The sequence below is a fragment of the Pseudomonas rhizozeae genome (assembly GCF_031583775.1).
Lineage (GTDB): Bacteria > Pseudomonadota > Gammaproteobacteria > Pseudomonadales > Pseudomonadaceae > Aquipseudomonas.
In genome coordinates, this window is the sequence record NZ_JAVLSB010000055.1 from 59537 (window position 1) to 81980 (window position 22444).

Sequence of the window (22444 nt, forward strand, 5' to 3'; positions counted from 1 at the left end):
TGCAGGAGCATTGCGATGAGTACCGACGATAAACGCGTACGTGAATTTGCCTACCAGATCTGGGAGTCGGAAGGAAAACCCGAGGGTCAGGAGAGCCGCCACTGGGAGATGGCGCGCAAACTGGCTGAAGCCGAGGCGCTGGCGCCCAGCAAATCACCTAAAGGCAAGGCTGGCACCAAGGCGCCTGCTGGTAAATCCGAGAGCAAACCTAACGGCAAGCTCGACGGCAAGGCTGAAGCCAAGCCCGCTGCGGCGAAGGCCAAACCTAAAGCCAAGCCAGCCGCGGCCTCCTCGGTGATTCCGCCGGGCGAAAAAGCCGTTGAGAAGAAGCCCCGCGCGCCGCGTAAGCCTTCGGCCGTCTAACGCTTCCTACTCCGTTCAATGACCTCACCCGTGGCGGGTTTCCCCGCCACTATGGGTGCACTCGCCCTTAGAAAACTTCAGCCTTACCGTTGTTACGCTTGCAGGAGCACTTATGACCCGTACAAAGAAAGACGCGCCCGAATCCCATGTGGAACCGTCGCGAATCCGTGAAGGCCTGCCCTTCCCGCTCGGCGCGACCTGGGATGGCCTGGGGGTCAACTTCGCTCTGTTTTCGGCCAACGCCACCAAAGTCGAGCTGTGCATTTTCGACGATGCCGGCGAAGTGGAACTCGAACGTATCGAGCTGCCGGAATACACCGACGAGATCTACCACGGTTACTTGCCCGACGCCCACCCTGGGCTGATTTACGGCTACCGCGTGTATGGTCCCTATGACCCGGAAAACGGCCATCGCTTCAACCACAACAAGCTGTTGATCGACCCCTACGCCAAGCAACTGGTGGGCGAACTGAAATGGTCGGAAGCGCTGTTCGGCTACACCATCGGCCATCCGGACGCCGACCTCAGCTTCGATGAGCGCGACAGCGCGCCGTTCGTGCCGAAAAGCAAAGTCATTGACCCGGCGCACACCTGGGGCCACGACCAACGCGTCAGCGTGCCGTGGGACAAGACCATCATTTACGAAACCCATGTGCGCGGCATCAGCATGCGTCACCCCGCTGTGCCGGAGAACGTGCGCGGTACTTTCGCCGGGCTGATGGTCGACGACGTGCTCAAGCACATCCGTAACCTGGGTGTATCGTCGGTGGAATTGCTGCCGATCCACGCCTTCGTCAACGACCAACACTTGCTGCAAAAAGGCATGACCAACTACTGGGGCTACAACAGCATCGCGTTCTTTGCCCCGGACCCGCGCTACCTGGCCAGCGGCAAGATCGCCGAGTTCAAGGAAATGGTCGCGCACCTGCACGACGCCAACCTCGAAGTGATCCTCGACGTGGTCTACAACCACACCGCCGAAGGCAACGAGCAGGGTCCGACCCTGTCCATGCGTGGTATCGACAACGCCTCGTACTACCGGCTGATGCCCGACGACAAGCGTTACTACATCAACGATTCCGGCACGGGCAACACCCTCGACCTGAGTCACCCTTGCGTGCTGCAAATGGTGACGGATTCGTTGCGCTATTGGGCCACGGAAATGCACGTCGACGGGTTCCGCTTCGACCTGGCGACCATCCTTGGGCGCTACCACGACGGTTTCGACGAGCGCCACAGCTTCCTCGTGGCCTGCCGCCAGGATCCGGTGCTACGCCAGGTGAAGATGATTGCCGAACCTTGGGATTGCGGCCCCGGCGGCTATCAGGTCGGCGGCTTCCCGCCGGGTTGGGTTGAGTGGAACGACAAGTACCGCGACACCGTGCGTGCTTTCTGGAAAGGCGACGACGGTCAACTGGCGGATTTCGCCAGCCGCCTGACCGCGTCGGGACAGATGTTCAACCAGCGTGGCCGGCGTCCTTATTCCTCGGTCAACTTCATCACGGCGCATGACGGGTTCACCCTCAAGGACCTGGTGTCGTACAACGACAAGCACAATGAGGCCAACGACGAGAACAACCAGGACGGCAGCAACAACAACCTGTCGTGGAACCATGGCGTCGAAGGCCCGACCGACGACCCGGAAATCAACGAACTGCGCCTGCGCCAGATGCGCAACTTCTTCGCCACCCTGCTGCTGTCGCAAGGCACGCCGATGCTGCTGGCGGGTGACGAGTTTGCCCGCACCCAGGACGGCAACAACAACGCCTACTGCCAGGACAGTGATATCGGTTGGGTCAACTGGGACCTGAGCGAAGACGGCAAGGCGCTGCTGAAATTTGTCAAACGCCTGATCAAGCTGCGCCTGGCGTATCCGATCCTGCGACGCAACCGCTTCCTGGTCGGCAATTACAACGAGGACATTGGTGTCAAGGACGTCACTTGGTTGGCCCCGGATGGCACCGAAATGACCAGCGAACATTGGCACGACGCCAACAATCGCTGCCTCGGCATGCTGCTCGACGGCCGCGCGCAGGAAACCGGCATCCGCCGTAAGGGCGCCGATGCCACGGTGCTGCTGGTGGTCAACGCGCACCATGACATCGTCAACTTCCGCTTGCCGCCAGTGCCGGACGGCGGGTTCTGGACCTGCATGCTGGATACCAATCAGCCGGCGATTCGCGGCCAGGAACGCTTCGAGTTCGAGCACGAGTATTCGGTGACCGGCCGTTCGCTGCTGCTGTTCGAACTGCAGCACGAGGATGAAGAGTGACATGGACCTCGATGCGTTCTTCCGCGCCCAGCCACCGGAGTATCCCGACACTCCGGCGCTGGGGCGCTGCCTGCGCGCACTGATCGAGCAGGGTCTGGACCGTTTGCCGCTGCCCGGCAGCGGCCAGACCCTGGAGCGCTGGCGCGGCCTGGCTGCGGTTGGCGCGCACGATCTGCGTCTGTGCAAGTTGTACGAAGGGCATACCGATGCCTTGTCGATCATCGCCCAGCTCGACGGCCCAGCCGTCGCGCCGGGCAGCAGTTGGGGCATGTGGGCGGCTGAACCACCGCAGGCCAGAGTTGAAGTCCGAGGCCAAGGTTCGAACTGCACGATCAGCGGGCGAAAAGCCTGGTGTTCCGGCGCGGCGGTGCTGAGCCATGGTTTGCTCACGGCCTGGAATGAAAACGGCGAACAGCAGTTGGTGGCCGTTGATCTGCATCAGCCGGGCGTTCATGTGACCGATCAGGGCTGGTGCGCTGTGGGCATGGGCGCTACCGGCAGTGTTGAAGTGTTGTTCGAAGAGGCCCAAGGCATTGCAATTGGTGAGCCCGGCGCTTATCTGTCACGGCCAGGTTTCTGGCAAGGCGGGATCGGCATCGCTGCGTGTTGGTACGGCGCGGCGCGTTGCCTGGCGGATCGCCTGCGCCTGCACTGCGAGCAACGTCCGGAGCCTCACGCCCTGGCGCATCTCGGGGCGGTCGACAGCGCGTTGCACGGGGCGACTCAGGTGTTGTGCGCCAGCGCGCGGACCATTGATGCGGCGCCACACGGCTCGGCGGAATTGTTGGCGCGACGGGTGCGGGCAGTGGTCGAGCACAGCGCGGAGCGAGTGATCGAACACGTTGGCCATGCCCTTGGCGCCGGGCCTTACTGCAAGGACCGACAATTCGCGCAATTGATCGCCGATCTGCCGGTATTTCTGCGCCAAAGCCATGCCGAACGTGACCTCGCCGGCCTCGGCCAACTGGTCGCGACGCCTCCCAGCGGAACCTGGCATCTATGAAACCCAATCCGATCGTTGGCCAGGGCACCCCACTGCGCCTGTGGCAAGGCTCGCAGCATTTGGCGCAGTTGCCGGAAATCGACATTCTCTCCCTGGTTCCGCCGGGCTCGCGCGCGGTAATCATCGCCCCGCATCCCGATGACGAAGTGCTCGGTTGCGGCGGTTTGCTGCAATTGCTGGCGGCCGCCGGACGCTCCCTGCAATTGATTTCCGTCACCGACGGCAGTGCCAGCCACCCAGGTTCCGAGCGCTGGCCAGTGGAAAAACTCAGCGTGATACGCCCTCAGGAATCTGCCGAAGCCCTGCGCCGCCTGGGCTTGCCGGTGCATCGGCTGAAATGGCTGCGCGGTGGTTTTTCCGATGGCCAAGTCGCAGCGCGGGAAAGTGAACTGGTGGCGTTTATCCAGCGGCACATCCGCCCCGACGACGTGCTGTTCAGCACCTGGCGGGAGGACGGTCATTGCGATCACGAAGCGGTTGGCCGGGCCAGCGCCGAAGCGGCACGCCGGGTTGGGGCGACCTTTCACGAATTACCGGTGTGGACCTGGCACTGGGCCTCGCCGGAAGACAGCTTGGTGCCGTGGCAGCGGGCGCGGAAAATCCCCCTTGCACCGGCATTGATCGCGCGCAAACGGCATGCCGTGCACGCGTTCGCCAGCCAGTTGGAAGGCGATCCGCAGATTGGCCTGCCGCCCGTGTTGGCGCCCTATGTGCTTGACCGTTTACTGCAACCCTTTGAGGTGGTTTTTCTATGACCAAGGATGGCATGCCCGCGACCAGCGTCGACACCCGTTACTTTGATCAACTGTTCCAGGCCAACGCCGACCCCTGGGCGTTTCGCCAACGTTGGTACGAACAACGCAAACGCGCGATGACCCTGGCCGCCCTGCCTCGGCCTCATTACCGGGCGATTTACGAACCCGGTTGCGCCAATGGCGAATTGAGCGCTGAACTCGCTACCCGTTGCGATCGCCTGGTCTGCAGCGACGCCGCGAGTGCCGCCGTGAGCCTGGCCCAGGCGCGGTTGCAGGGTTTTGTCCACGCCGAGGTGCACCAGAGCCGCTTACCCGGTGACTGGCCCGAAGACTGCTTCGACCTGATCGTCCTCAGCGAACTGGGCTACTACCTCAATCGCGCTGATTGGCTGCACCTGATCGCCGATGCACGGCAATCCCTCGCGCCGGACGGCCAGTTGCTGGCCTGTCACTGGCGCCCGCCTATCGAGAACTGCCCACAAAGCGCCGAGCAGGTCCACGAGTTGCTCGATGAACACCTGCACTTGCCGCGTCTGCTGCAGTACCGCGACGCTGATTTCATGCTTGACCTCTGGGGCCGCGACTCGCGCTCGGTGGCCACTTTGGAGGGCCTGCGATGATCGGTATTCTGATCCCGGCACATAATGAAGAATCCCTGCTCGACGAATGCCTGCAAGCGGCCCTGCGCGCTGCCAGCCATGAAATGCTGGCCGGCGAAAGCGTGGAAATCCTGGTGGTCCTTGACAGTTGCACCGATCGGTCGGCGCAAATCGTCGCGCAGTACCCGGTACAGAGCCTGGCGATCGACGCGCGTAATGTCGGCCAGGCCCGCGCCATTGGCGCCCGACACTTGCTGGAGCGCGGCGCGCGGTGGATTTCCTGTTCCGACGCCGACAGCTGCGTGGCCGAAGACTGGCTGGTGGCGCAACTCGAGCTGGGCACCGATGCGGTGTGCGGCACCGTGACTGTCCGCGATTGGGACGCAGCACTGGATGAAAGCGTGCAGATTCGTTATCACCAAGGCTACACCGCCGCCGACGGTCACCGGCACATCCACGGCGCCAACCTGGGGGTGAGTGCCGAAGCCTATGAGCGCGCCGGCGGCTTCGAAGCGTTGGCCTGCGACGAAGATGTGCAACTGGTGCGGCAACTGGAGCGCTGCGGCGCGACCATTGCCTGGAGCCATCGCCCGCAAGTCGTGACCAGCTCGCGGCTGGACAGCCGAGCCCAAGGCGGTTTCGGCGATTTCCTACGGAATCTGGCGCAAGTCGGCTGAAAAAAACCACGACCAGTGGCGCGACGAATCGGCGACTTTGGTCAATACTCTTTCGGCGGTAATCCAGGGTTTGGAGCACCGCGAACCAAGCTATCCATTTGCCTTCACGGATTGCCACTGAATGTCCTCGACATCGACTCGGCAATGAAGGCGCGAATCACAAGGACGTAGCACCCATGACCACTCCCTCTGCGATGTTCAGCGGCCAGCATCCCCAGATTTGGAACAGCGCCCGCCATCTCGACACTCTCCCCCTCATCGACAGCGAAGACCTGGTACCGGCCGGCGCGCGCGCGGTAATCGTCGCGCCGCACCCGGGCGACGAAGTCGGGATTGCCGGCGGCTTGCTGCAACAACTGTGCGCCCTCGGGCATCCACTGCAGTTGCTGTCGATCACCGATGGCAGCTCCAGTCATCCCGGCTCGCATCAATGGTCACAGGAACGCCTCAGCGTGTTTCGACCCCAGGAAAGCGTCGAAGCCCTGCGCCGCCTCGGGTTGCCAATGCACAGCCTGAAGTGGGTGCGCGCCGGGTTCGCCGATAACAGCCTGAGCGAACGCGAACATCACTTGGTGCATTTCATTGCGCGCTACCTCAAGGCCGGCGATGTGCTGTTCAGTACATGGCGCGAGGACGGCACCGCCGACCATGACGCCGCCGGTCGCGCCAGTGCCAAAGCGGCGTTGATGGTTGGCGCGCGGTTTGTCGAAGTGCCGATCTGGGCCTGGCACTGGCCGGTGCGCGAGCAAGACCGAATTCCCTGGCACCGCGCCCACAAGCTACGCCTCGACACCTGGACCACCGCCCGCAAGCGCCACGCCATGCACAGCTACGCCAGCCAATTGAATGGCGAGCCGGAAATCGGCATCGCCCCGTTGTTGCCCCGGGTGATTCTGGACCGCATGGGCCAGCCCTTTGAAGTCGTGTTCCTGTGACGCTCGGCGGTCGCGTGGCAGGAACTGGCGACAGCCGAATCAGTCGCATGGGAAAGACCCCTGACGCAGCGGAGTGAACGTGACCAGCGATCCCAAGCGGCAAGCCGTCCAGATCGAACCGGTGGATCCACCCCCGGCGATCCACCGATTGAAAATCCTGACGGTCAACACCCACAAGGGCTTCACCGCCCTCAATCGGCGGTTCATCCTCCCGGAATTACGCGAGGCGGTGCGCAGCACCTCGGCGGACCTGGTGTTTTTGCAAGAGGTGCTCGGGGAACACGACCGGCATGCCTCACGACTGAACAATTGGCCGCAAACCTCGCAATACGAGTTCCTCGCCGACAGCATGTGGAGTGATTTCGCCTACGGCCGCAACGCCGTGTACCCGGACGGTCATCACGGCAACGCGCTGTTATCGAAATACCCGATCCGCCAGTACCGCAACCTCGACGTATCGATTACCGGTCCCGAGCGGCGCGGCTTGCTGCATTGCGAACTGGATGTACCGGGGCACGCGACGGTGCATGCGATTTGCGTGCACTTGAGCCTGCTGGAAAGCCATCGCCAACTGCAATTGCAGCTGCTCTGTCAGTTGCTCGAATCCCTGCCCGCCAAAGACCCTGTGATCGTCGCTGGGGATTTCAATGACTGGCAACTGCAAGGCAACGCCGCCCTCGCCCTGCGCGATGATCTGCACGAAGCCTTCGAACGCCATCACGGTCGCCCGGCCAAAACCTACCCGGCGCGCTTCCCGCTGCTGCGCCTGGACCGCATTTACTTGCGCAACGCCAGCAGCCACGATCCGCGAATCCTCGGCAACAAGCCATGGACGCATTTGTCTGATCATTTGCCGTTGGCGGTGGAAGTGCACCTTTAGTATCCGATTACGGTGACACGCTGGTCGGCGCGCGGTGACCGGCAACCGTGGTGCCAATCGGTGGGTAGTTGGCTACGCAACGTCTCTAGCCCGGTGTTTTCGCGGCTTTTTGCAGATAAACAATCACTTAGGGATTCGTCAAATATCAGGCACTTTTGCGCGTGAAATTTGTCGCACCGCTTATCGGACGTTTTCTTGACGCGCCGCCTGCGCTCGCCTTATCTCAACCTTACTACCCCCGGAAGTAACTATGGGACAAAGCCTCGGAAACGCCCGCGTCAGCCGGCTGCCCATGGTTTTGCCTCAATCCGTTCGGTCGCCCCTCATTCGGGGTAGGAGAGACGCCATATCGAGAACCGGCATGCGATTGCAAGGTAGACCTCCATGAAAACGCCACGCACCCACCACGAGATCACGTTCACCCTGTGCACCGTTTCGAGCTCACTGTTGTTGTGCTCGTCCATGGAAGTCCGAGCGCAGTCTGCGGACGATGAGACACTGCCCTGGTACCGAGAGAACGTCCCTGCCTTCACCCTGCCCACCCCCGACATGGCCTACGGCGGTTACTTTGCCCGGGTGCCGGGCTTTGACAACCCGCCACTGACCATCGCCGAGGCCGCGCCGTTTGCCTGGGACCGGATTTATGGACAGCCTTCGCGGCAGGCCGAAACCGACTTCCTCACCCCCTATGTCGGGCAAGCGATAGGTCGCGAATTCAAAGGCCCGCCGCTGCTCAGCCTGCCCATCGCCGGCGGTGCAACTCAGCATCTGGGGCTGATGGGCGGCTATACACACGTTCAGGCCAACAGCAGCGGCCTCCCGACCTCGCGGCCACTGGCCGATCCGCGCCACGACAGCCTTAATCTGCAAGGCCCGAGCCTCGGGGCCTACTGGAGCCTGGTTGGTGCCGAAGGCTGGCATGTCGACCTGACCGCCAGCGGTGGCCGGGTCAACGGCATCAGCCGCAACGATCATGGCGTGCGCCAAGCGGCTGAAGGCAACGCGGTGACCTTGTCGGTCGAAGGCGGTTTCCCGATCGGCATCAGCGATAACTGGGTGGTCGAACCCCAGGCGCAATTGATCAACCAACGCATCACCCTCGACGCGCCGAACGCCGGCTCGGGCATCGCCACTTCCAGCAACCTCAGCTCTTGGAGCGGCCGCGTGGGCGCGCGTTTGAAAGGCAGTTACGACCTCAACGGCCTGGGCGTCGAACCCTATGTGAGAACCAACCTCTGGCACACCGTCTCCAGCGCCAACACCGTAACGCTGGACCAGGTCGACAAAATCAGCAGCAGCCGCAAGTCATCCACCGTGGAACTGGGCTTGGGGCTGGTGGCGCAGATGTCCTCAACGGTAAGTTTGTATGTCAGCGCCGATTACAGCAGTGACGTGGATGACAACGACTTGAACGGCTTGATCGGCAGTTTGGGGGTCAGGATGCGCTGGTAGCGGCACAAGAACTGTGGGAGCGACCCTGCACGCAAAAGCGCTAGTTCAGCTGCTGAAGGGGTGGCTGGATGGACGCCATCGCTGGCAAGTCGAACCGTCGCACCGCAGCTCCCACAGGGATTGTGGTGTTTGTTGTTATTGCGGACGGCTCACAACAGGACTCGAGCAGATGAATCAGGGCGCTGAATTCCGGTTGCTCCCGGCAAGGGTTCTGGTATTTGATTGAAGCCTATTCCCTCACTGACAAAAGGATTTCGATCATGAGCTACCGCACCCTCGGCCATTCAGGATTACAGGTGTCGAGCCTGACACTGGGCACCATGATGTTCGGCGAACAGACCAGCACCGAAGAATCCCTGCGGATCATCGACAAGGCATGGGACCAGGGCATCAATTTCATCGACACCGCCGACGTCTACACCAACGGTCGTTCGGAAGAAATCGTCGGCGAAGCGATCGCCAGCCGCCGTCAGGAGTGGGTACTGGCAACCAAGGTCGGCTTCGGCCCGGTGGACGGCGTGCCGAACCGCAGCGGTTTGAGCCGCAAGCACCTGTTCAACGGCATCGACGCCAGCCTGACGCGCCTGGGCACCGATTACCTCGACATTTATTACCTGCACCGCGAAGACCACAACACGCCGCTGGAGGTGACGATTTCCGCCATCGGCGACTTGATTCGCCAAGGCAAGATTCGCTACTGGGGCCTGTCGAACTACCGCGGCTGGCGCATCGCCGAGGTGATTCGGATCGCAGATCACCTGGGCGTCGACCGTCCGGTGATCAGTCAGCCGCTGTACAACATCGTCAACCGCCAGGCTGAGACCGAGCAAATCACCGCCGCGCAAACCTACGGCCTCGGCGTGGTGCCTTACAGCCCGCTGGCCCGCGGCGTGCTCAGCGGCAAATACGCGCCGGACGTGACCCCGGACGCCAACAGCCGCGCCGGGCGCCAGGACAAACGCATCCTGGAAACCGAATGGCGCGTGGAATCGCTGCGCATTGCCCAGCAGATCCAGGAATACACCCAGGGTCGCGGCGTCGGCATTGTCGAATTCGCCATCGCCTGGGTGATCAACAACGCCGCCGTCACTTCGGCCATCGTCGGCCCGCGCACCGAACAACAGTGGGACGCCTACACCAAAGCGCAGACCGTGAAGATCACCGCTGAAGACGAAGCCTTCATCGATTCGCTGGTGACGCCGGGGCACTCCTCGACACCGGGGTTCAATGATGTGAGCCATTTCGTTTCGGGACGGAAATTGCGTTCCAGCTGAATCGCCATCCCTTTTTGGGAGCGAGCCTGGTGGGAGCGAGCCTGCTCGCGAAGGCGGCCAGTCAATCACCGCATCAGTGGCTGACAGACCGCTTTCGCGAGCAGGCTCGCTCACACTGACGATGGAAACGTCAAAAATCCTGATCACGCGGCCAATATTCAGCACAAAAACCACGTATCCTCCGCAGCCCTGAGGTTCATCACATCACGCGAGAACAGTGTGGTTAAAGGTATCGCTCTTTCGGTTTCAGCCTCGGTGCTGTTTGCCGTCATGTATTACTACACGTCGCTGCTCGAGCCCTTGAGCGGCGTGGAAATCTACGGCTGGCGCATGCTCCTGACCGTGCCCTGCATGACCGTGTTCATGCTGGTGTCGGGCGAGTGGAAACGCGCCGTGGAAATCGTGCGCCGGTTACGCGCCGAGCCGATCCTGATCGCCGGCCTGCTCGCCTCCTCCGCACTACTGGGGGTGCAACTCTGGCTGTTTATGTGGGCGCCGCTCAATGGCCACAGCCTGGACGTTTCGCTGGGGTATTTCCTGCTGCCGCTGACCATGGTACTGACCGGCCGCATCGTTTACGGCGAACGCCTGTCGTATCTGCAGAAAGTCGCGGTCTTCCTCGCGAGCCTGGGGGTGCTCAACGAGTTGTATCAAGTGGGCAGTTTCTCCTGGGCAACCCTGCTGGTGACCTTGGGTTATCCGGTTTACTTCATCCTGCGCAAACGCATTCAGGCCGATAACCTCGGCGGCTTGTGGCTGGACATGACGTTGATGCTGCCGGTGGCTGCGTGGTTCGTGCAAAGCGGCGCGCAGGGCTTCGGCGTATTCGATCAACACCCGTGGTTGTCGCTGTTGATCCCGCTGCTCGGACTGATCAGTGCCTCGGCGCTTGTGGTGTACATCATCGCCAGTCGCTTGCTGCCGTTCAGCCTGTTTGGCTTGTTGAGTTATGTCGAACCGGTGCTGCTGCTGGGCGTGGCGCTGATTCTTGGGGAAAGTATCAAGGCCGGGGAATGGTTGACGTACATTCCGATCTGGCTGGCGGTGGTGGTGCTGGTGTATGAGGGCTTCAAGCACTTGGTGCGGCAGCGCAAGCCTTAGCTATCGCCTGACCGAATGTGGGAGCGAGCCTGCTCGCGAAGGCAATCGTTCAGTCAACGTAGTCGTTGAAGCTGAAGGACTCTTCGCGAGCAGGCTCGCTCCCACAGGTGTTTCACAGCGGGGACGTCAGTCGGCGGTCAACACACCACGCCGCACCTGATCACGCTCGATCGATTCAAACAACGCCTTGAAGTTGCCCTCGCCGAAGCCATCGTCGCCCTTGCGCTGGATGAATTCGAAAAACACCGGGCCCATCAGGGTTTCCGAGAAGATCTGCAGCAGCAGGCGCTTGTCGCCCGACTCGGACGAGCCGTCCAACAGAATCCCCCGCGATTGCAGTTCATCCACCGGCTCGCCGTGATTCGGCAAGCGGCCTTCGAGCATTTCGTAGTACGTGTCCGGCGGTGCGGTCATGAAGCGCATGCCGATTTTTTTCAGGCAATCCCAGGTGTCCACCAGGTTGTCGGTGAGGAACGCCACGTGCTGGATGCCTTCGCCGTTGAACTGCATCAGGAACTCTTCGATCTGCCCGGCACCCTTGGACGACTCTTCATTGAGCGGGATCTTGATCAAACCGTCCGGCGCGGTCATCGCTTTCGAGGTCAGGCCGGTGTACTCGCCCTTGATATCGAAGTAGCGGATTTCGCGGAAGTTGAACAGCTTCTCGTAGAAGTTTGCCCAGTAGGCCATGCGACCGCGATACACGTTGTGGGTCAGGTGATCGATGATCTTCAGGCCAGCCCCGACCGGGTGGCGATCAACGCCATCGAGAAACACGAAATCGATGTCGTAGATCGAACTGCCTTCGCCGAAACGGTCGATCAGGTACAGCGGCGCGCCGCCAATGCCTTTGATCGCCGGCAGGTTCAGCTCCATCGGCCCGGTTTCGATGTGGATAGGCTGAGCGCCGAGCTCCAGTGCACGCTTGTAGGCCTGTTGCGAATCCTTGACCCGGAACGCCATGCCGCACACCGATGGACCGTGCTCGGCGGCGAAGTACGACGCGACACTGTGTGGTTCGTTGTTGAGGATCAGGTTAATCGCGCCCTGGCGATACAGGTGGACGTTCTTCGAGCGGTGGGTCGCGACCTTGGTGAAGCCCATGATCTCGAAGATCGGCTCCAGGGTATTGGCGGTCGGCGATGCGAATTCGATGAACTCGAAGCCCATCAGGCCCATCGGGTTTTCGTATAAATCTGCCATGGTTGGCGCCTCATCATGCTGCTAAGAATTAACGGATCGTTAGTTATCAGGCATCGCAGAGGCTGGCGGGAGGCGCGCAGGAGATGCCGCGCACGCTGCGGGCGAGGAAGTCACCGTAAATCAGCTGGAAACCGAAACTCTTCATTGTCGAACCAAGGCTCTTGCGGGCAAGGCTTCTGTCGCCAGAAGACATTTATTCTTGTATGCGTAAATCGATTCTACACAGCGTAAATCGGTTTGTCCGCTTCCTGTATCAGATCGCCTTTTGCGAGTGCCGTGCAAGAGATTTGTTGCAACGGAAATCCCCAACAGATGCCTCTAGCCATCTATCCTGCTCTCACCCGCTCCCGGCTGCGCTTGTGATTGGCGCAGTTCTGGGATTTCCGTCTCTGCAACAGGCTGCGCTTATGCCCTTGACTGTCAAACCGCGACGCTCACGCAACATCCGCATCATCCTGACTGTCATCTGTGGCCTGCTGCCGATCCTGCTGGGCCTCGCCATTCTGCATATGCAAGCGCAACGGGCGCTGCAGCAAAGCAGTCGGCAAACGGCCGCTGAAGCCTTGAAGCAATTCGAGCTGATGCTCGACAGTACTGCCGCTGCCGCCAGAGAATTGCTGCCGTTGTCCGGCCGGCGCTGCAGCGAAGTGCAACTGGCGCTGCGCGAGCAAGTCACGCGCCGGCCCTTCGTGCGCTCAACCAATCTGGTATGGGACAACAACCTTTATTGCAGTTCCTTATTTGGCGACTATCGCGAAGCGGTCAACCCCGGTGACTACGCCGGCGGCCAGTTATGGCTGATGAATGGCAATCCGGTCACACCTGACACCGCGCTGTTGGTGTACCGGCTCAGTGAAGGCCGGCTCGGCGCGCTGACCACCCTGGACGGCTACCACCTGAGCAATATGTTGCGCTTGATCGGACGCGAAACTTTGCTCGCGCTGAGAGTCGGCGATCACTGGCTCTCGGCGGATGGCAAGGTGCATGCCGGCGAGCCGCCGCACTTGCCGGTGGCGCCCACTCGCCTGACATCCCAACGCTACCGTTTTGTGGTCGAGTCAGGCTACCCGACGGGCGAAACCTGGCGCTACATGGCCGATGAATACCCGCCACTGTTTAGTCTGCTGGTGTTCTTCGGTGCCATCGCCAGTGCCCTGGGGCATTTCCTGCAAAAACGCGCTTCGTCCCCCAGCGTTGAAATGCAGCGGGCGCTGGAAGCCGGTGAATTCATCCCCTACTTCCAGCCCGTCATTCACGGCGCTAGCAAAAGCTGGGCCGGTGCCGAAGTGCTGATGCGCTGGAATCATCCCAAAGAAGGACTGGTACGACCTGATCTGTTTATTCCGTTCGCCGAGCACTCCGGGCTGATCGTGCCGATGACTCGCTCGCTAATGCAGCAAACTGCCGCCCTGTTGGCGCCGCTCTCCGCGTCCTTCACGCAGCCCTTCCACATCGGCATCAACATCACCGCCAGCCATTGCCACGATCTGGCGCTGGTGGCTGACTGCCGCGAATTTCTCGACGCATTCAAACCCGGCTCGGTGTCCCTGGTGCTGGAGTTGACTGAGCGGGAGTTGATCGAGCCGACGCAAGTCACCCGACAGTTATTCGAACAGCTCCATGGGCTCGGCGTAATGATTGCGATCGATGACTTCGGCACGGGCCATTCAAGCCTGGGCTACTTGCGCCAGTTCAATGTGGATTTTCTCAAGATCGACCAGAGTTTTGTCGCGATGATCGGCATCGATACATTGTCCGGGCATCTACTGGACAGCATTATCGAACTGGCGGCCAAGCTCGACTTGCGGACCGTTGCCGAAGGGGTGGAAACAACCGGACAAAGTGATTACCTGACGGCGCACGGCGTTAACTTTCTGCAAGGATATCTGTTTGCCCGCCCCATGCCGGCGCTAGAGTTCATGAATGCATTAGCCGCCATTAAATAGCCACTTTTTTGGCATAAAAAATTGACGCCGCACCAACATGAATCAAAGACAGACAGTTTGTTACATGAAGAAAAAGTCAGGATTTACTCTTTGCAAATTAACTACTACAATTTTTCATGCCTGTGCAAAACCGGCAGGTGAGTCATTCTCACCGAGTCGCTTCAAGGCTCTTGGCTTATAGCTTTGTTTGCGGTTGGTATCAGCCAAATACATTATTGGAGTAAAGATATTGTCCAGACTCGCTGAATTTCGTGCCGCTGAAAAGGCCCTTCAAGAACAGCTCGCGCAGCTGGAATCGCTGAAGAACGATGCCGGCCTCAAGAAAGAAATCGAATTCGAAGAGAAGCTCCAGGGGCTGATGAAAACCTACGGCAAAGGCTTGCGCGACATCATCGCCATTCTCGATCCGAATCCTTCGAAATCCGGTCTACAACAAGCCTCTGCGCCTAAGACTCGTCGCGCTCGGGTGGTCAAGGTTTACCAGAACCCGCACACCGGCGAACTGATCGAAACAAAAGGTGGCAACCACCGTGGCTTGAAAGCCTGGAAGGAAGAATACGGTGCCGCCACAGTGGATTCCTGGTTGCGCGGTTAAACTCATAGCGCCGCATCACGATAGCCCTGCTAATGCAGGGCTTTTTTATGTCTGCGTTTTTATTGTTGCAACGGATTTCACCAAATTAGTTGAAAATGTGCGGTAATTGCGAACCGGTTAATCCGCCGAGCCTAACTTTAGGCTTAATGCCTTTGGGCTTTTTAGCAGCGTGGCCGCCTTCACAAAATGCTCGGTGCTAAAGTTTCAAGCTGTTACGCGCCGCCGATATTTCCGCCTCGCTTTCCTTATAAGCCTGCGCTTGTCCGGCGTAGGAAAGAACATACGCCTTGTCACCATCCACCGCCGCCACCAAAGTTTGCGACAGCACATGGCGGCCGTTCTCGGTAATAGTGCAGGTAGTCTCCACGGCCGTCAGTCGACTTAGGCTCGCCGGGTGAATCCGGTTGCACACGCTTTGATAACCGCTTTGCGCGAAGTCCTTCTGCACGGATTTACGCATCTCCAGCAACACGCCCTGCAAGTTGACTTGATGACCGCTTTCCACCGTAGTCATCGTCAGTTCCATGACTACCAGCGGGTTGCCCTCCGCATCGTTCTTAACTGCACGCTGACGGTGAACCGCTGCATTTTGCGCTTGCGCTGAAACCTCTTCGCTGACCCAGCCCTCTGGCCAGGTCATGACCGGCTCAGCGGCTTGCGCACCGACCGCCGCCAACATCAGCCCTACAACAAACAACGAAGGTTGAATCATTGTTCCACACGCTCTTTATCCAGATGGCCGCGAGTCTGAGCCCCCCTTTGCCGTCAGGCAAGTCCGCAGACACACGGGTTTGGCGTAGCCGCCCCCCTTGCGTATCATGGACGGCCTGCATCAGCCCCACTTTATTCCGGAGGGCCCATGAGCCTGCACGATCTCGAGACATTCCCAGGCGTCACCGCCCAACCTGACGCGTCCACCCACGGCTTCGTGTTCAACCACACCATGCTGCGGGTCAAGGACATCAGCAAATCCCTGGACTTCTACACGCGCATCCTCGGCTTCTCGCTGGTGGAAAAACGCGACTTTCCGGAAGCCGAGTTCAGCTTGTACTTCCTGGCGCTGGTGGATAAAGCGCAGATTCCAGCCGATGCCACCGCGCGTACCGAATGGATGAAATCGATCCCGGGCATTCTGGAACTGACCCACAACCACGGCACCGAGAACGACGCGGATTTCGCCTACCACAACGGCAACACCGACCCGCGCGGTTTCGGCCACATCTGCATTTCCGTGCCGGACATCCGCGCCGCGTGTGAGCGTTTCGAAGCCCTGGGCTGCGATTTCCAGAAGCGCCTGAACGACGGCCGCATGAAGAGCCTGGCGTTTATCAAGGATCCGGATGGGTACTGGGTTGAAATCATTCAGCCAGCGCCGCTGTAGAACGCTCCTGATTACAAAACCACAAACTCAGGACAACAAAAAACCCCATGATCGCTCATGGGGTTTTGTGTTTCAGCGCTGTGGATTTATGCCGGGGCCGAGGTGCGGATCAGGTGGTCGAACGCGCTGAGCGAGGCCTTGGCGCCCTCGCCGACCGCAATCACGATCTGCTTGTACGGCACGGTAGTCACGTCACCGGCTGCGAAGATCCCAGGCAGCGACGTCTCGCCACGAGCATCGACAATGATTTCACCGCGAGGCGATAACTCGACCGTGCCTTTGAGCCAGTCGGTGTTCGGCAGCAACCCGATCTGCACGAAGATACCTTCCAGGTCGACCGTAGTGAATTCACCCGAATCGCGATCCTTGTACACAAGGCCGGTCACCTTCTCGCCATCACCCTTCACTTCACTGGTCAAGGCGCTGGTGATCACGTCGACGTTCGGCAGGCTGTGCAGCTTGCGTTGCAGGACGGCGTCGGCGCGCAGTTTGCTGTCGAATTCCAGCAAGGTCACGTGGCTGACGATACCGGCCAGGTCGATAGCCGCTTCAACGCCGGAGTTACCGCCACCAATCACCGCCACACGCTTGCCTTTGAACAGCGGACCGTCGCAGTGCGGGCAGAAGCACACGCCCTTGGCTTTGTATTCCTGCTCGCCCGGCACACCCATTTCGCGCCAGCGGGCGCCAGTCGCCAGAATCAGCGCCTTGGTCTTGAGGCTCGCGCCGCTTTCGAAACGGATTTCGTGCAGGTCACCGGCGTTCTTCGCTGGGATCAACGCGGTGGCGCGTTGCAGGTTCATGATGTCGACGTCGTATTGCTTGACATGTTCTTCCAGTGCGCTGGCCAGCTTCGGCCCTTCGGTTTCCTGCACGGAGATGAAGTTCTCGATGGCCATGGTGTCCAGCACCTGACCGCCAAAGCGCTCGGCGGCGACGCCGGTGCGGATGCCTTTACGTGCGGCATAGATCGCTGCAGCGGCACCGGCGGGGCCACCACCCACTACCAGCACGTCAAACGACGCCTTGGCGCTGATTTTTTCCGCTTGCTTGGCGCTGGCACCGGTATCGAGCTTAGCGAGGATTTCTTCCAGGCCCATGCGGCCTTGGCCGAAGTTCTCACCGTTCAAATAAACGCTCGGCACGGCCATGATCTTGCGATCGTTGACTTCGTCCTGGAACAGCGCGCCGTCGATGGCGACGTGGCGGATGTTCGGGTTCAACACGGCCATCAGGTTCAGCGCCTGGACCACGTCCGGGCAATTCTGGCAGGACAGCGAGAAATAAGTCTCGAAGGAGAACTCGCCTTTGAGGGCACGGATCTGTTCGATCACTTCGACACTGGCTTTCGACGGGTGGCCGCCGACTTGCAGCAGGGCCAGCACCAGCGAAGTGAATTCATGGCCCATCGGGATGCCGGCGAAACGCAGGCTGATATCGCCACCCGGGCGGTTGATCGAGAACGATGGCTTGCGGACATCATCACCGTTATCGAGCAAGGTAATCTGGGTGGAAAGACTGGCAACGTCTTTGAGTAATTCCAGCATTTCCTGGGACTTCGCACCGTCGTCGAGGGAAGCGACGATCTCGATCGGCTGGGTGACCCGTTCCAGGTATGACTTCAACTGAGCTTTAAGATTGGCGTCCAACATACGGGCGATTTCCATGAAAAAGGTAAAAAAAAGGCGCAAAAAAACGCCCGAGCGAATCTCGCCCGGGCGTTTTCAGTGGGCGGTGCAGCTTACTGAGGTGCGGTAAACCGCCCTGGTGTACGTGTCACTGACTTAGATCTTGCCGACCAGGTCCAGGGACGGAGCCAGAGTGGCCTCGCCTTCTTTCCACTTGGCTGGGCAGACTTCGCCTGGGTGAGCGGCAACGTACTGAGCGGCTTTGATTTTGCGCAGCAGCTCGGAAGCGTCACGGCCGACACCGCCGTCGTTCAGTTCAACGATTTTGATCTGACCTTCTGGGTTGATCACGAAAGTACCGCGGTCAGCCAGGCCAGCTTCTTCGATCAGTACGTCGAAGTTGCGGGAGATGGTCAGGGTTGGGTCGCCGATCATGGTGTACTGGATTTTGCCGATGGCTGGCGAAGTGTTGTGCCAGGCCGCGTGAGCAAAGTGGGTGTCGGTCGACACGCTGTAGATTTCCACGCCCAGTTTCTGGAACGCGTCGTAGTTGTCAGCCAGGTCTTCCAGTTCGGTCGGGCAAACGAAGGTGAAGTCAGCTGGGTAGAAGAACACAACGGACCATTTGCCTTTCAGGTCGGCGTCCGACACTTGTACGAAGTCGCCGTTTTTGTAGGCGGTAGCTTTGAACGGTTTAACTTGGCTGTTGATGATAGGCATCGATGACTCTCCGTCAGGTGGTTGAAAGCATGTGTTGAGAAGTTGATGAAGTGAACTTTACCCACTCACTCGATCGATAGCTCATTGGCAAACCTGATGCTAGTGATGTGTTTTCGCTATTGAGGGGCAGTCTTAATAGAAGAAAACTTAATCTGCTGATTCGACAGGTTTTTCTTCGAGCCGCTCGATGCCAAAAAATGGTGTTGCCTCTACGTAACGCATGGCGGATTTCATGTCTTTCCAGCCCACATAACTCATCAGCGATTTGAGATCCCAGCCACTTTGGTGCGCCCACGACGCAAAGCCGCGTCGCAACGAGTGACTGGTGTAATGATCGGCCGCGATCCCGGCACGCTCCAAGGCCTGGCGCAGCAAGGGGATCACGCTATTGGCGTGCAAGCCCTCCTCGCCCACGTGCCCCCAACGATCAATGCCGCGAAACACCGGCCCGCGCACCAGCGCCGCTTCGTTGATCCAGTCGATGTAGGCCTGAACCGGGCACAGCCGCTGCAACGCCGGTGTCTGGTAGGTCTTGCCAAGGTTCTCGCGATCACCCTTGCTGCGCGGCAGATACAGGCTGATGCCAGAACCGGCGTGGGCCTGCACATGCTCGATTCGCACCCGACACAGCTCATCGCTGCGGAACCCGCGCCAGAAGCCCAGCAGGATCAGCGCGGTATCGCGCCTGGCACGCAACAACGCGGGGCGGTCATTCGAAGACTTCGCGTTGGCCGCCTCTTGATGCAGCACCTCAATCACCTGTTCCAGATGCCGCAGTTGCAGTGGCTCAGCCTGCTTCTCCTGATACGGGTGCAACGCGCGAATGCCCTTGAAGACTTTGCGCACCACCGGGGCCTTGGTCGGATCAGCGAAGCCCTGGCTGCTGTGCCATTGCGCCAGGGCTGACAACCGCAGCTTCAAGGTGTTGATCGACAGCGTCCCGGCGTGATCCACCAGATAACGCGCAACGCTGTCGGCCGTCGCCGGCAGGAATCCACCCCAGGTCACTTCAAAGTGCTCGATCGCCGCGCGATAGCTGCGCCGCGTGTTATCCCGAGTGGCGGCTTGCAGATAACGATCGAGTTCGGTCATGGCTGGATTCCGAGGGTGTACGGGGATAGACGGTTGAAGTGAGCGATTAAGCCTCTCACACGGGGTAATACCAGTATATCCCGCTTGTGAAATTGAAATTTTTATTGATTATCCATTGCGTGGTACAGTCTCTAAATACGTGGTACATACCACAGTACGAAATCGTAGGAGGCAATATGGCTCGCGGCGGCGTGAATAAGGCAGTGGTGCAATCGGCGCGTGCGGCAATCCTCGCCCGCGGTGAACACCCGAGCATCGATGCAGTACGAATAGAAATGGGCAATACCGGCTCGAAGACCACCATCCACCGCTATCTCAAAGAACTGGATGACGGCGTCGCAGACGTTGAATCACCGACCGAAGCGCTGGAGGATGAGCTGGCAAGTCTGGTATCGCGCATGGCGCAGCGCCTGCGGGAACAGGCTCAGGAGCCGATTGATCAGGCGCGGGAAGCCTTCGATCGACAGCGTATGACGCTTGAGACACAATTGGCGGTCGCGCAACAGCAGCTCGCGCAACTCCAGCAGCAGTTCGATATCCAGGCCGCCGCGCTAAGCCAGGAAAGCGCCAGTTTGCAGCGCACGCACTCGATGCTGCAGACCGAACAAACACGCAATGCCGGGCTGAATCAAGCGCTCAGCGATTTCGAACTGCGCCTGCAGGACAAAGACGAGCAGATTCGCTCACTCGAAGAAAAACACCTGCACGCTCGCGATGCGCTGGAGCACTACCGCAATGCCGTGAAAGAACAACGGGAGCAGGAACAGCGCCGCCACGAGGGCCAAGTGCAGCAGGTGCAGATGGAGTTGCGGCAGGCGCAGCAGAGCGCGCTGATCAGACAGGATGAAATCACCCAGCTGCATCGTGACAACGAGCGCCTGCTAACGGAAAACCGCGGCACCCTGCGCGAACTGAGCCTGATGCAGGATCAGCTCAAGCAGAGCCACAGTCGCGAGACACAGATGATCGAGCAAATCAGCCGCACGGAAAGTGAACGCACCCTCCTCCAGGAACGCTTGCGCGTTGCGATGGAAGAACATCAGGCGCTCAAGGAGACCGGCGAAGAACAGCGGCGCGCACAGCAAGCTCTGGAACTGCAACTCGCGCAAACCGAGACAGCCCTGCGCCTGGCCACCACCCTTGCGGCGGCGGCCGACACAGAGCCTGGTTGATTACCTGGCCACAGGCGTGCGCATGGTGACGAATTCTTCAGCGGACGTAGGATGCACGCCGATGGTTTCATCGAAATGGCGCTTAGTGGCGCCCGCCTTCAAGGCAATCGCCAAGCCTTGAACGATGTCACCCGCGTCTGGCCCAACCATGTGGCAACCCAAGACTTTGTCGGTCTTTAGATCGACCACCAGTTTCATCAGCGTGCGCTCCTGGCATTCAGTGAGCGTTAACTTCAACGGCCGGAAACGGCTTTCGAAGATTTGTACATCGTGTCCGGCCGCGCGCGCTTCTTCTTCGGTCATACCGACGGTGCCGATGTTGGGCATGCTGAACACGGCGGTCGGGATCATCTTGTAATCCACTGGCCGGTATTCTTCTGGCTTGAACAAACGCCGCGCCACCGCCATGCCTTCGGCCAGCGCCACTGGGGTCAATTGCACCCGACCGATCACATCACCCAGCGCCAGAATCGACGGCTCGCGAGTCTGGTACTGCTCGTCGACTTCGACGTAGCCCTTGCTATCCAGCGTGACACCGGTGTTTTCCAGGCCCAGGTTGTCCAGCATTGGCCGGCGCCCGGTGGCGTAAAACACGCAGTCGGCGACCAGCACACGTCCATCCTTGAGCGTCACCTGCAAACTGCCGTCAGCCTGCTTATCGATGCGCTCGATGTCGGCATTGAATTGCAGGTTCATGCCACGCTTGGTCAGCTCTTCCTCCAGATGTTTGCGCACCGAACCGTCGAAGCCACGCAGGAACAAATCGCCGCGATACAGCAACGTCGTCTCGGCGCCCAGACCATGGAAAATCCCGGCGAACTCGACCGCGATGTAACCGCCGCCGACGACCAGCACCCGTTTGGGCAGTTCTTTGAGGAAAAAGGCTTCGTTGGAACTGATGGCGTGTTCGCGACCCGGAATCTCCGGAATCTGCGGCCAGCCGCCGGTAGCAATCAGGATGTTTTCGGCGGAGTGTCGCTCACCGTTGATCTCGACCGTGTGCGGATCGACGATCTTGGCGTGGCCTTCGTGCAGGGTCACGCCGCTGTTGACCAGCAAGTTGCGATAAATGCCGTTGAGGCGATTGATCTCACGGTCCTTGTTGGCGATCAGCGTTGGCCAATCGAAATTGGCCTTGCCCAGGGTCCAGCCGAACCCTTCGGACTGTTCAAACTCTTCGGCGAAATGCGCGCCGTAGACCAGCAATTTCTTCGGCACGCAGCCGACGTTCACACAGGTACCACCCAGATAGCGGCTTTCAGCCACGGCGACTTTTGCGCCATACCCTGCTGCAAAACGCGCTGCGCGCACACCGCCGGAACCGGCACCAATCACATAAAGGTCAAAATCGTAGGCCATTTCACTCTCCTCGGCAGGACATCAGCATACCTGCCGT

Annotated in this window: 21 protein-coding genes; 15 read left to right on the forward strand and 6 right to left on the reverse strand. The window is 59.9% G+C overall.

Annotated features, from left to right (window positions below; translation table 11 throughout):
- The first annotated feature begins 15 nt into the window (after nt 1-15).
- The 11 genes from RG836_RS19605 to rarD all read left to right on the forward strand — a co-directional run bounded on the left by RG836_RS19605 (nt 16) and on the right by rarD (nt 11311).
- Nucleotides 16-363, forward strand: a complete 348-nt coding sequence (locus RG836_RS19605) for a DUF2934 domain-containing protein (RefSeq protein ID WP_310848624.1) — start codon at nt 16-18, stop codon at nt 361-363.
- Between the two features lie 112 nt (nt 364-475).
- Entirely contained in the window at nt 476-2635 is a 2160-nt protein-coding gene (glgX, locus tag RG836_RS19610; RefSeq protein ID WP_310848626.1) for a glycogen debranching protein GlgX, read from the forward strand.
- A 1-nt stretch (nt 2636) separates the two neighbouring features.
- On the forward strand, nt 2637-3638 hold the full coding sequence (locus RG836_RS19615) for an acyl-CoA dehydrogenase family protein (RefSeq protein WP_310848628.1): 1002 nt from the start codon (nt 2637-2639) through the stop codon (nt 3636-3638).
- The gene (locus RG836_RS19620; RefSeq protein WP_310848630.1) at nt 3635-4393 is read left to right on the forward strand and encodes a PIG-L deacetylase family protein; all 759 of its coding nucleotides are present in this window, start codon (nt 3635-3637) and stop codon (nt 4391-4393) included. Before RG836_RS19615 ends, RG836_RS19620 begins: the two co-directional genes overlap by 4 nt.
- Nucleotides 4390-5013, forward strand: coding sequence for a class I SAM-dependent methyltransferase (locus tag RG836_RS19625; RefSeq protein WP_310848632.1), 624 nt, complete (start codon nt 4390-4392; stop codon nt 5011-5013). Before RG836_RS19620 ends, RG836_RS19625 begins: the two co-directional genes overlap by 4 nt.
- Nucleotides 5010-5669 (forward strand): glycosyltransferase family 2 protein, encoded by a 660-nt coding sequence (locus RG836_RS19630; protein ID WP_310848634.1) that lies wholly within the window; start codon nt 5010-5012, stop codon nt 5667-5669. The genes RG836_RS19625 and RG836_RS19630 overlap by 4 nt, the downstream gene beginning before the upstream one ends.
- Nucleotides 5670-5845: 176 nt before the next feature.
- Nucleotides 5846-6604, forward strand: a complete 759-nt coding sequence (locus RG836_RS19635) for a PIG-L deacetylase family protein (protein ID WP_310848636.1) — start codon at nt 5846-5848, stop codon at nt 6602-6604.
- Nucleotides 6605-6683: 79 nt separating this feature from the next.
- Nucleotides 6684-7484, forward strand: coding sequence for an endonuclease/exonuclease/phosphatase family protein (locus tag RG836_RS19640; RefSeq protein WP_310848638.1), 801 nt, complete (start codon nt 6684-6686; stop codon nt 7482-7484).
- A 384-nt stretch (nt 7485-7868) separates the two neighbouring features.
- A complete protein-coding gene (locus tag RG836_RS19645) occupies nt 7869-8936 on the forward strand; it encodes an autotransporter outer membrane beta-barrel domain-containing protein (RefSeq protein WP_310848639.1) in 1068 nt (355 codons plus the stop codon).
- A gap of 260 nt (nt 8937-9196) precedes the next feature.
- On the forward strand, nt 9197-10210 hold the full coding sequence (locus RG836_RS19650) for an aldo/keto reductase (RefSeq protein ID WP_310848641.1): 1014 nt from the start codon (nt 9197-9199) through the stop codon (nt 10208-10210).
- Nucleotides 10211-10429: 219 nt separating this feature from the next.
- Complete coding sequence (rarD, locus tag RG836_RS19655; RefSeq protein WP_310848643.1) at nt 10430-11311, forward strand: EamA family transporter RarD; 882 nt, start codon at nt 10430-10432, stop codon at nt 11309-11311.
- A gap of 126 nt (nt 11312-11437) precedes the next feature.
- Here rarD and hppD read toward each other — a convergent pair whose 3' ends face one another.
- Nucleotides 11438-12514, reverse strand: coding sequence for a 4-hydroxyphenylpyruvate dioxygenase (gene hppD, locus RG836_RS19660; RefSeq protein WP_310848645.1), 1077 nt, complete (start codon nt 12512-12514; stop codon nt 11438-11440).
- A 407-nt stretch (nt 12515-12921) separates the two neighbouring features.
- Between hppD and RG836_RS19665 the strand changes: the two genes are divergently transcribed.
- Nucleotides 12922-14460 carry an EAL domain-containing protein gene (locus tag RG836_RS19665; protein ID WP_310848647.1) on the forward strand — a complete coding sequence of 513 codons (1539 nt, stop codon included), beginning with the start codon at nt 12922-12924 and terminating at the stop codon, nt 14458-14460.
- 229 nt (nt 14461-14689) lie between these two features.
- On the forward strand, nt 14690-15055 hold the full coding sequence (locus RG836_RS19670) for a histone-like nucleoid-structuring protein, MvaT/MvaU family (RefSeq protein WP_310848648.1): 366 nt from the start codon (nt 14690-14692) through the stop codon (nt 15053-15055).
- Between the two features lie 196 nt (nt 15056-15251).
- On the opposite strand, the gene RG836_RS19675 is transcribed toward RG836_RS19670, so the two are convergent.
- On the reverse strand, nt 15252-15695 hold the full coding sequence (locus RG836_RS19675; RefSeq protein ID WP_310848693.1) for a DUF4946 domain-containing protein: 444 nt from the start codon (nt 15693-15695) through the stop codon (nt 15252-15254).
- Nucleotides 15696-15914: 219 nt separating this feature from the next.
- Between RG836_RS19675 and gloA the strand changes: the two genes are divergently transcribed.
- On the forward strand, nt 15915-16436 hold the full coding sequence (gloA, locus tag RG836_RS19680) for a lactoylglutathione lyase (protein WP_310848649.1): 522 nt from the start codon (nt 15915-15917) through the stop codon (nt 16434-16436).
- 86 nt (nt 16437-16522) lie between these two features.
- Here gloA and ahpF read toward each other — a convergent pair whose 3' ends face one another.
- The 3 genes from ahpF to RG836_RS19695 form a co-directional block, all read right to left on the reverse strand.
- Complete coding sequence (ahpF, locus tag RG836_RS19685) at nt 16523-18088, reverse strand: alkyl hydroperoxide reductase subunit F (RefSeq protein WP_310848652.1); 1566 nt, start codon at nt 18086-18088, stop codon at nt 16523-16525.
- A gap of 132 nt (nt 18089-18220) precedes the next feature.
- The gene (gene ahpC, locus RG836_RS19690; protein WP_310848654.1) at nt 18221-18784 is read right to left on the reverse strand and encodes an alkyl hydroperoxide reductase subunit C; all 564 of its coding nucleotides are present in this window, start codon (nt 18782-18784) and stop codon (nt 18221-18223) included.
- Nucleotides 18785-18931: 147 nt separating this feature from the next.
- The gene (locus RG836_RS19695) at nt 18932-19876 is read right to left on the reverse strand and encodes a site-specific integrase (protein ID WP_310848656.1); all 945 of its coding nucleotides are present in this window, start codon (nt 19874-19876) and stop codon (nt 18932-18934) included.
- Between the two features lie 176 nt (nt 19877-20052).
- Here RG836_RS19695 and RG836_RS19700 point away from each other — a divergent pair, with 176 nt between their 5' ends.
- The gene (locus tag RG836_RS19700; protein WP_310848658.1) at nt 20053-21048 is read left to right on the forward strand and encodes a DNA-binding protein; all 996 of its coding nucleotides are present in this window, start codon (nt 20053-20055) and stop codon (nt 21046-21048) included.
- Here RG836_RS19700 and gorA read toward each other — a convergent pair whose 3' ends face one another.
- Complete coding sequence (gorA, locus tag RG836_RS19705) at nt 21049-22407, reverse strand: glutathione-disulfide reductase (protein WP_310848662.1); 1359 nt, start codon at nt 22405-22407, stop codon at nt 21049-21051.
- Nucleotides 22408-22444 lie beyond the last annotated feature (37 nt).

Coding starts and splice junctions, on each gene's coding strand:
- ahpF (WP_310848652.1), bottom strand. CDS start 18,088: ATGTTGGACGCCAATCTTAAAGCTCAGTTGAAGTCATACCTGGAACGG.
- RG836_RS19620 (WP_310848630.1), top strand. CDS start 3,635: ATGAAACCCAATCCGATCGTTGGCCAGGGCACCCCACTGCGCCTGTGG.
- glgX (WP_310848626.1), top strand. CDS start 476: ATGACCCGTACAAAGAAAGACGCGCCCGAATCCCATGTGGAACCGTCG.
- gloA (WP_310848649.1), top strand. CDS start 15,915: ATGAGCCTGCACGATCTCGAGACATTCCCAGGCGTCACCGCCCAACCT.
- RG836_RS19675 (WP_310848693.1), bottom strand. CDS start 15,695: ATGACCTGGCCAGAGGGCTGGGTCAGCGAAGAGGTTTCAGCGCAAGCG.
- RG836_RS19605 (WP_310848624.1), top strand. CDS start 16: ATGAGTACCGACGATAAACGCGTACGTGAATTTGCCTACCAGATCTGG.
- ahpC (WP_310848654.1), bottom strand. CDS start 18,784: ATGCCTATCATCAACAGCCAAGTTAAACCGTTCAAAGCTACCGCCTAC.
- RG836_RS19625 (WP_310848632.1), top strand. CDS start 4,390: ATGACCAAGGATGGCATGCCCGCGACCAGCGTCGACACCCGTTACTTT.
- RG836_RS19700 (WP_310848658.1), top strand. CDS start 20,053: ATGGCTCGCGGCGGCGTGAATAAGGCAGTGGTGCAATCGGCGCGTGCG.
- RG836_RS19665 (WP_310848647.1), top strand. CDS start 12,922: ATGCCCTTGACTGTCAAACCGCGACGCTCACGCAACATCCGCATCATC.
- RG836_RS19635 (WP_310848636.1), top strand. CDS start 5,846: ATGACCACTCCCTCTGCGATGTTCAGCGGCCAGCATCCCCAGATTTGG.
- RG836_RS19645 (WP_310848639.1), top strand. CDS start 7,869: ATGAAAACGCCACGCACCCACCACGAGATCACGTTCACCCTGTGCACC.
- RG836_RS19615 (WP_310848628.1), top strand. CDS start 2,637: ATGGACCTCGATGCGTTCTTCCGCGCCCAGCCACCGGAGTATCCCGAC.
- gorA (WP_310848662.1), bottom strand. CDS start 22,407: ATGGCCTACGATTTTGACCTTTATGTGATTGGTGCCGGTTCCGGCGGT.
- hppD (WP_310848645.1), bottom strand. CDS start 12,514: ATGGCAGATTTATACGAAAACCCGATGGGCCTGATGGGCTTCGAGTTC.
- RG836_RS19630 (WP_310848634.1), top strand. CDS start 5,010: ATGATCGGTATTCTGATCCCGGCACATAATGAAGAATCCCTGCTCGAC.
- RG836_RS19650 (WP_310848641.1), top strand. CDS start 9,197: ATGAGCTACCGCACCCTCGGCCATTCAGGATTACAGGTGTCGAGCCTG.
- RG836_RS19695 (WP_310848656.1), bottom strand. CDS start 19,876: ATGACCGAACTCGATCGTTATCTGCAAGCCGCCACTCGGGATAACACG.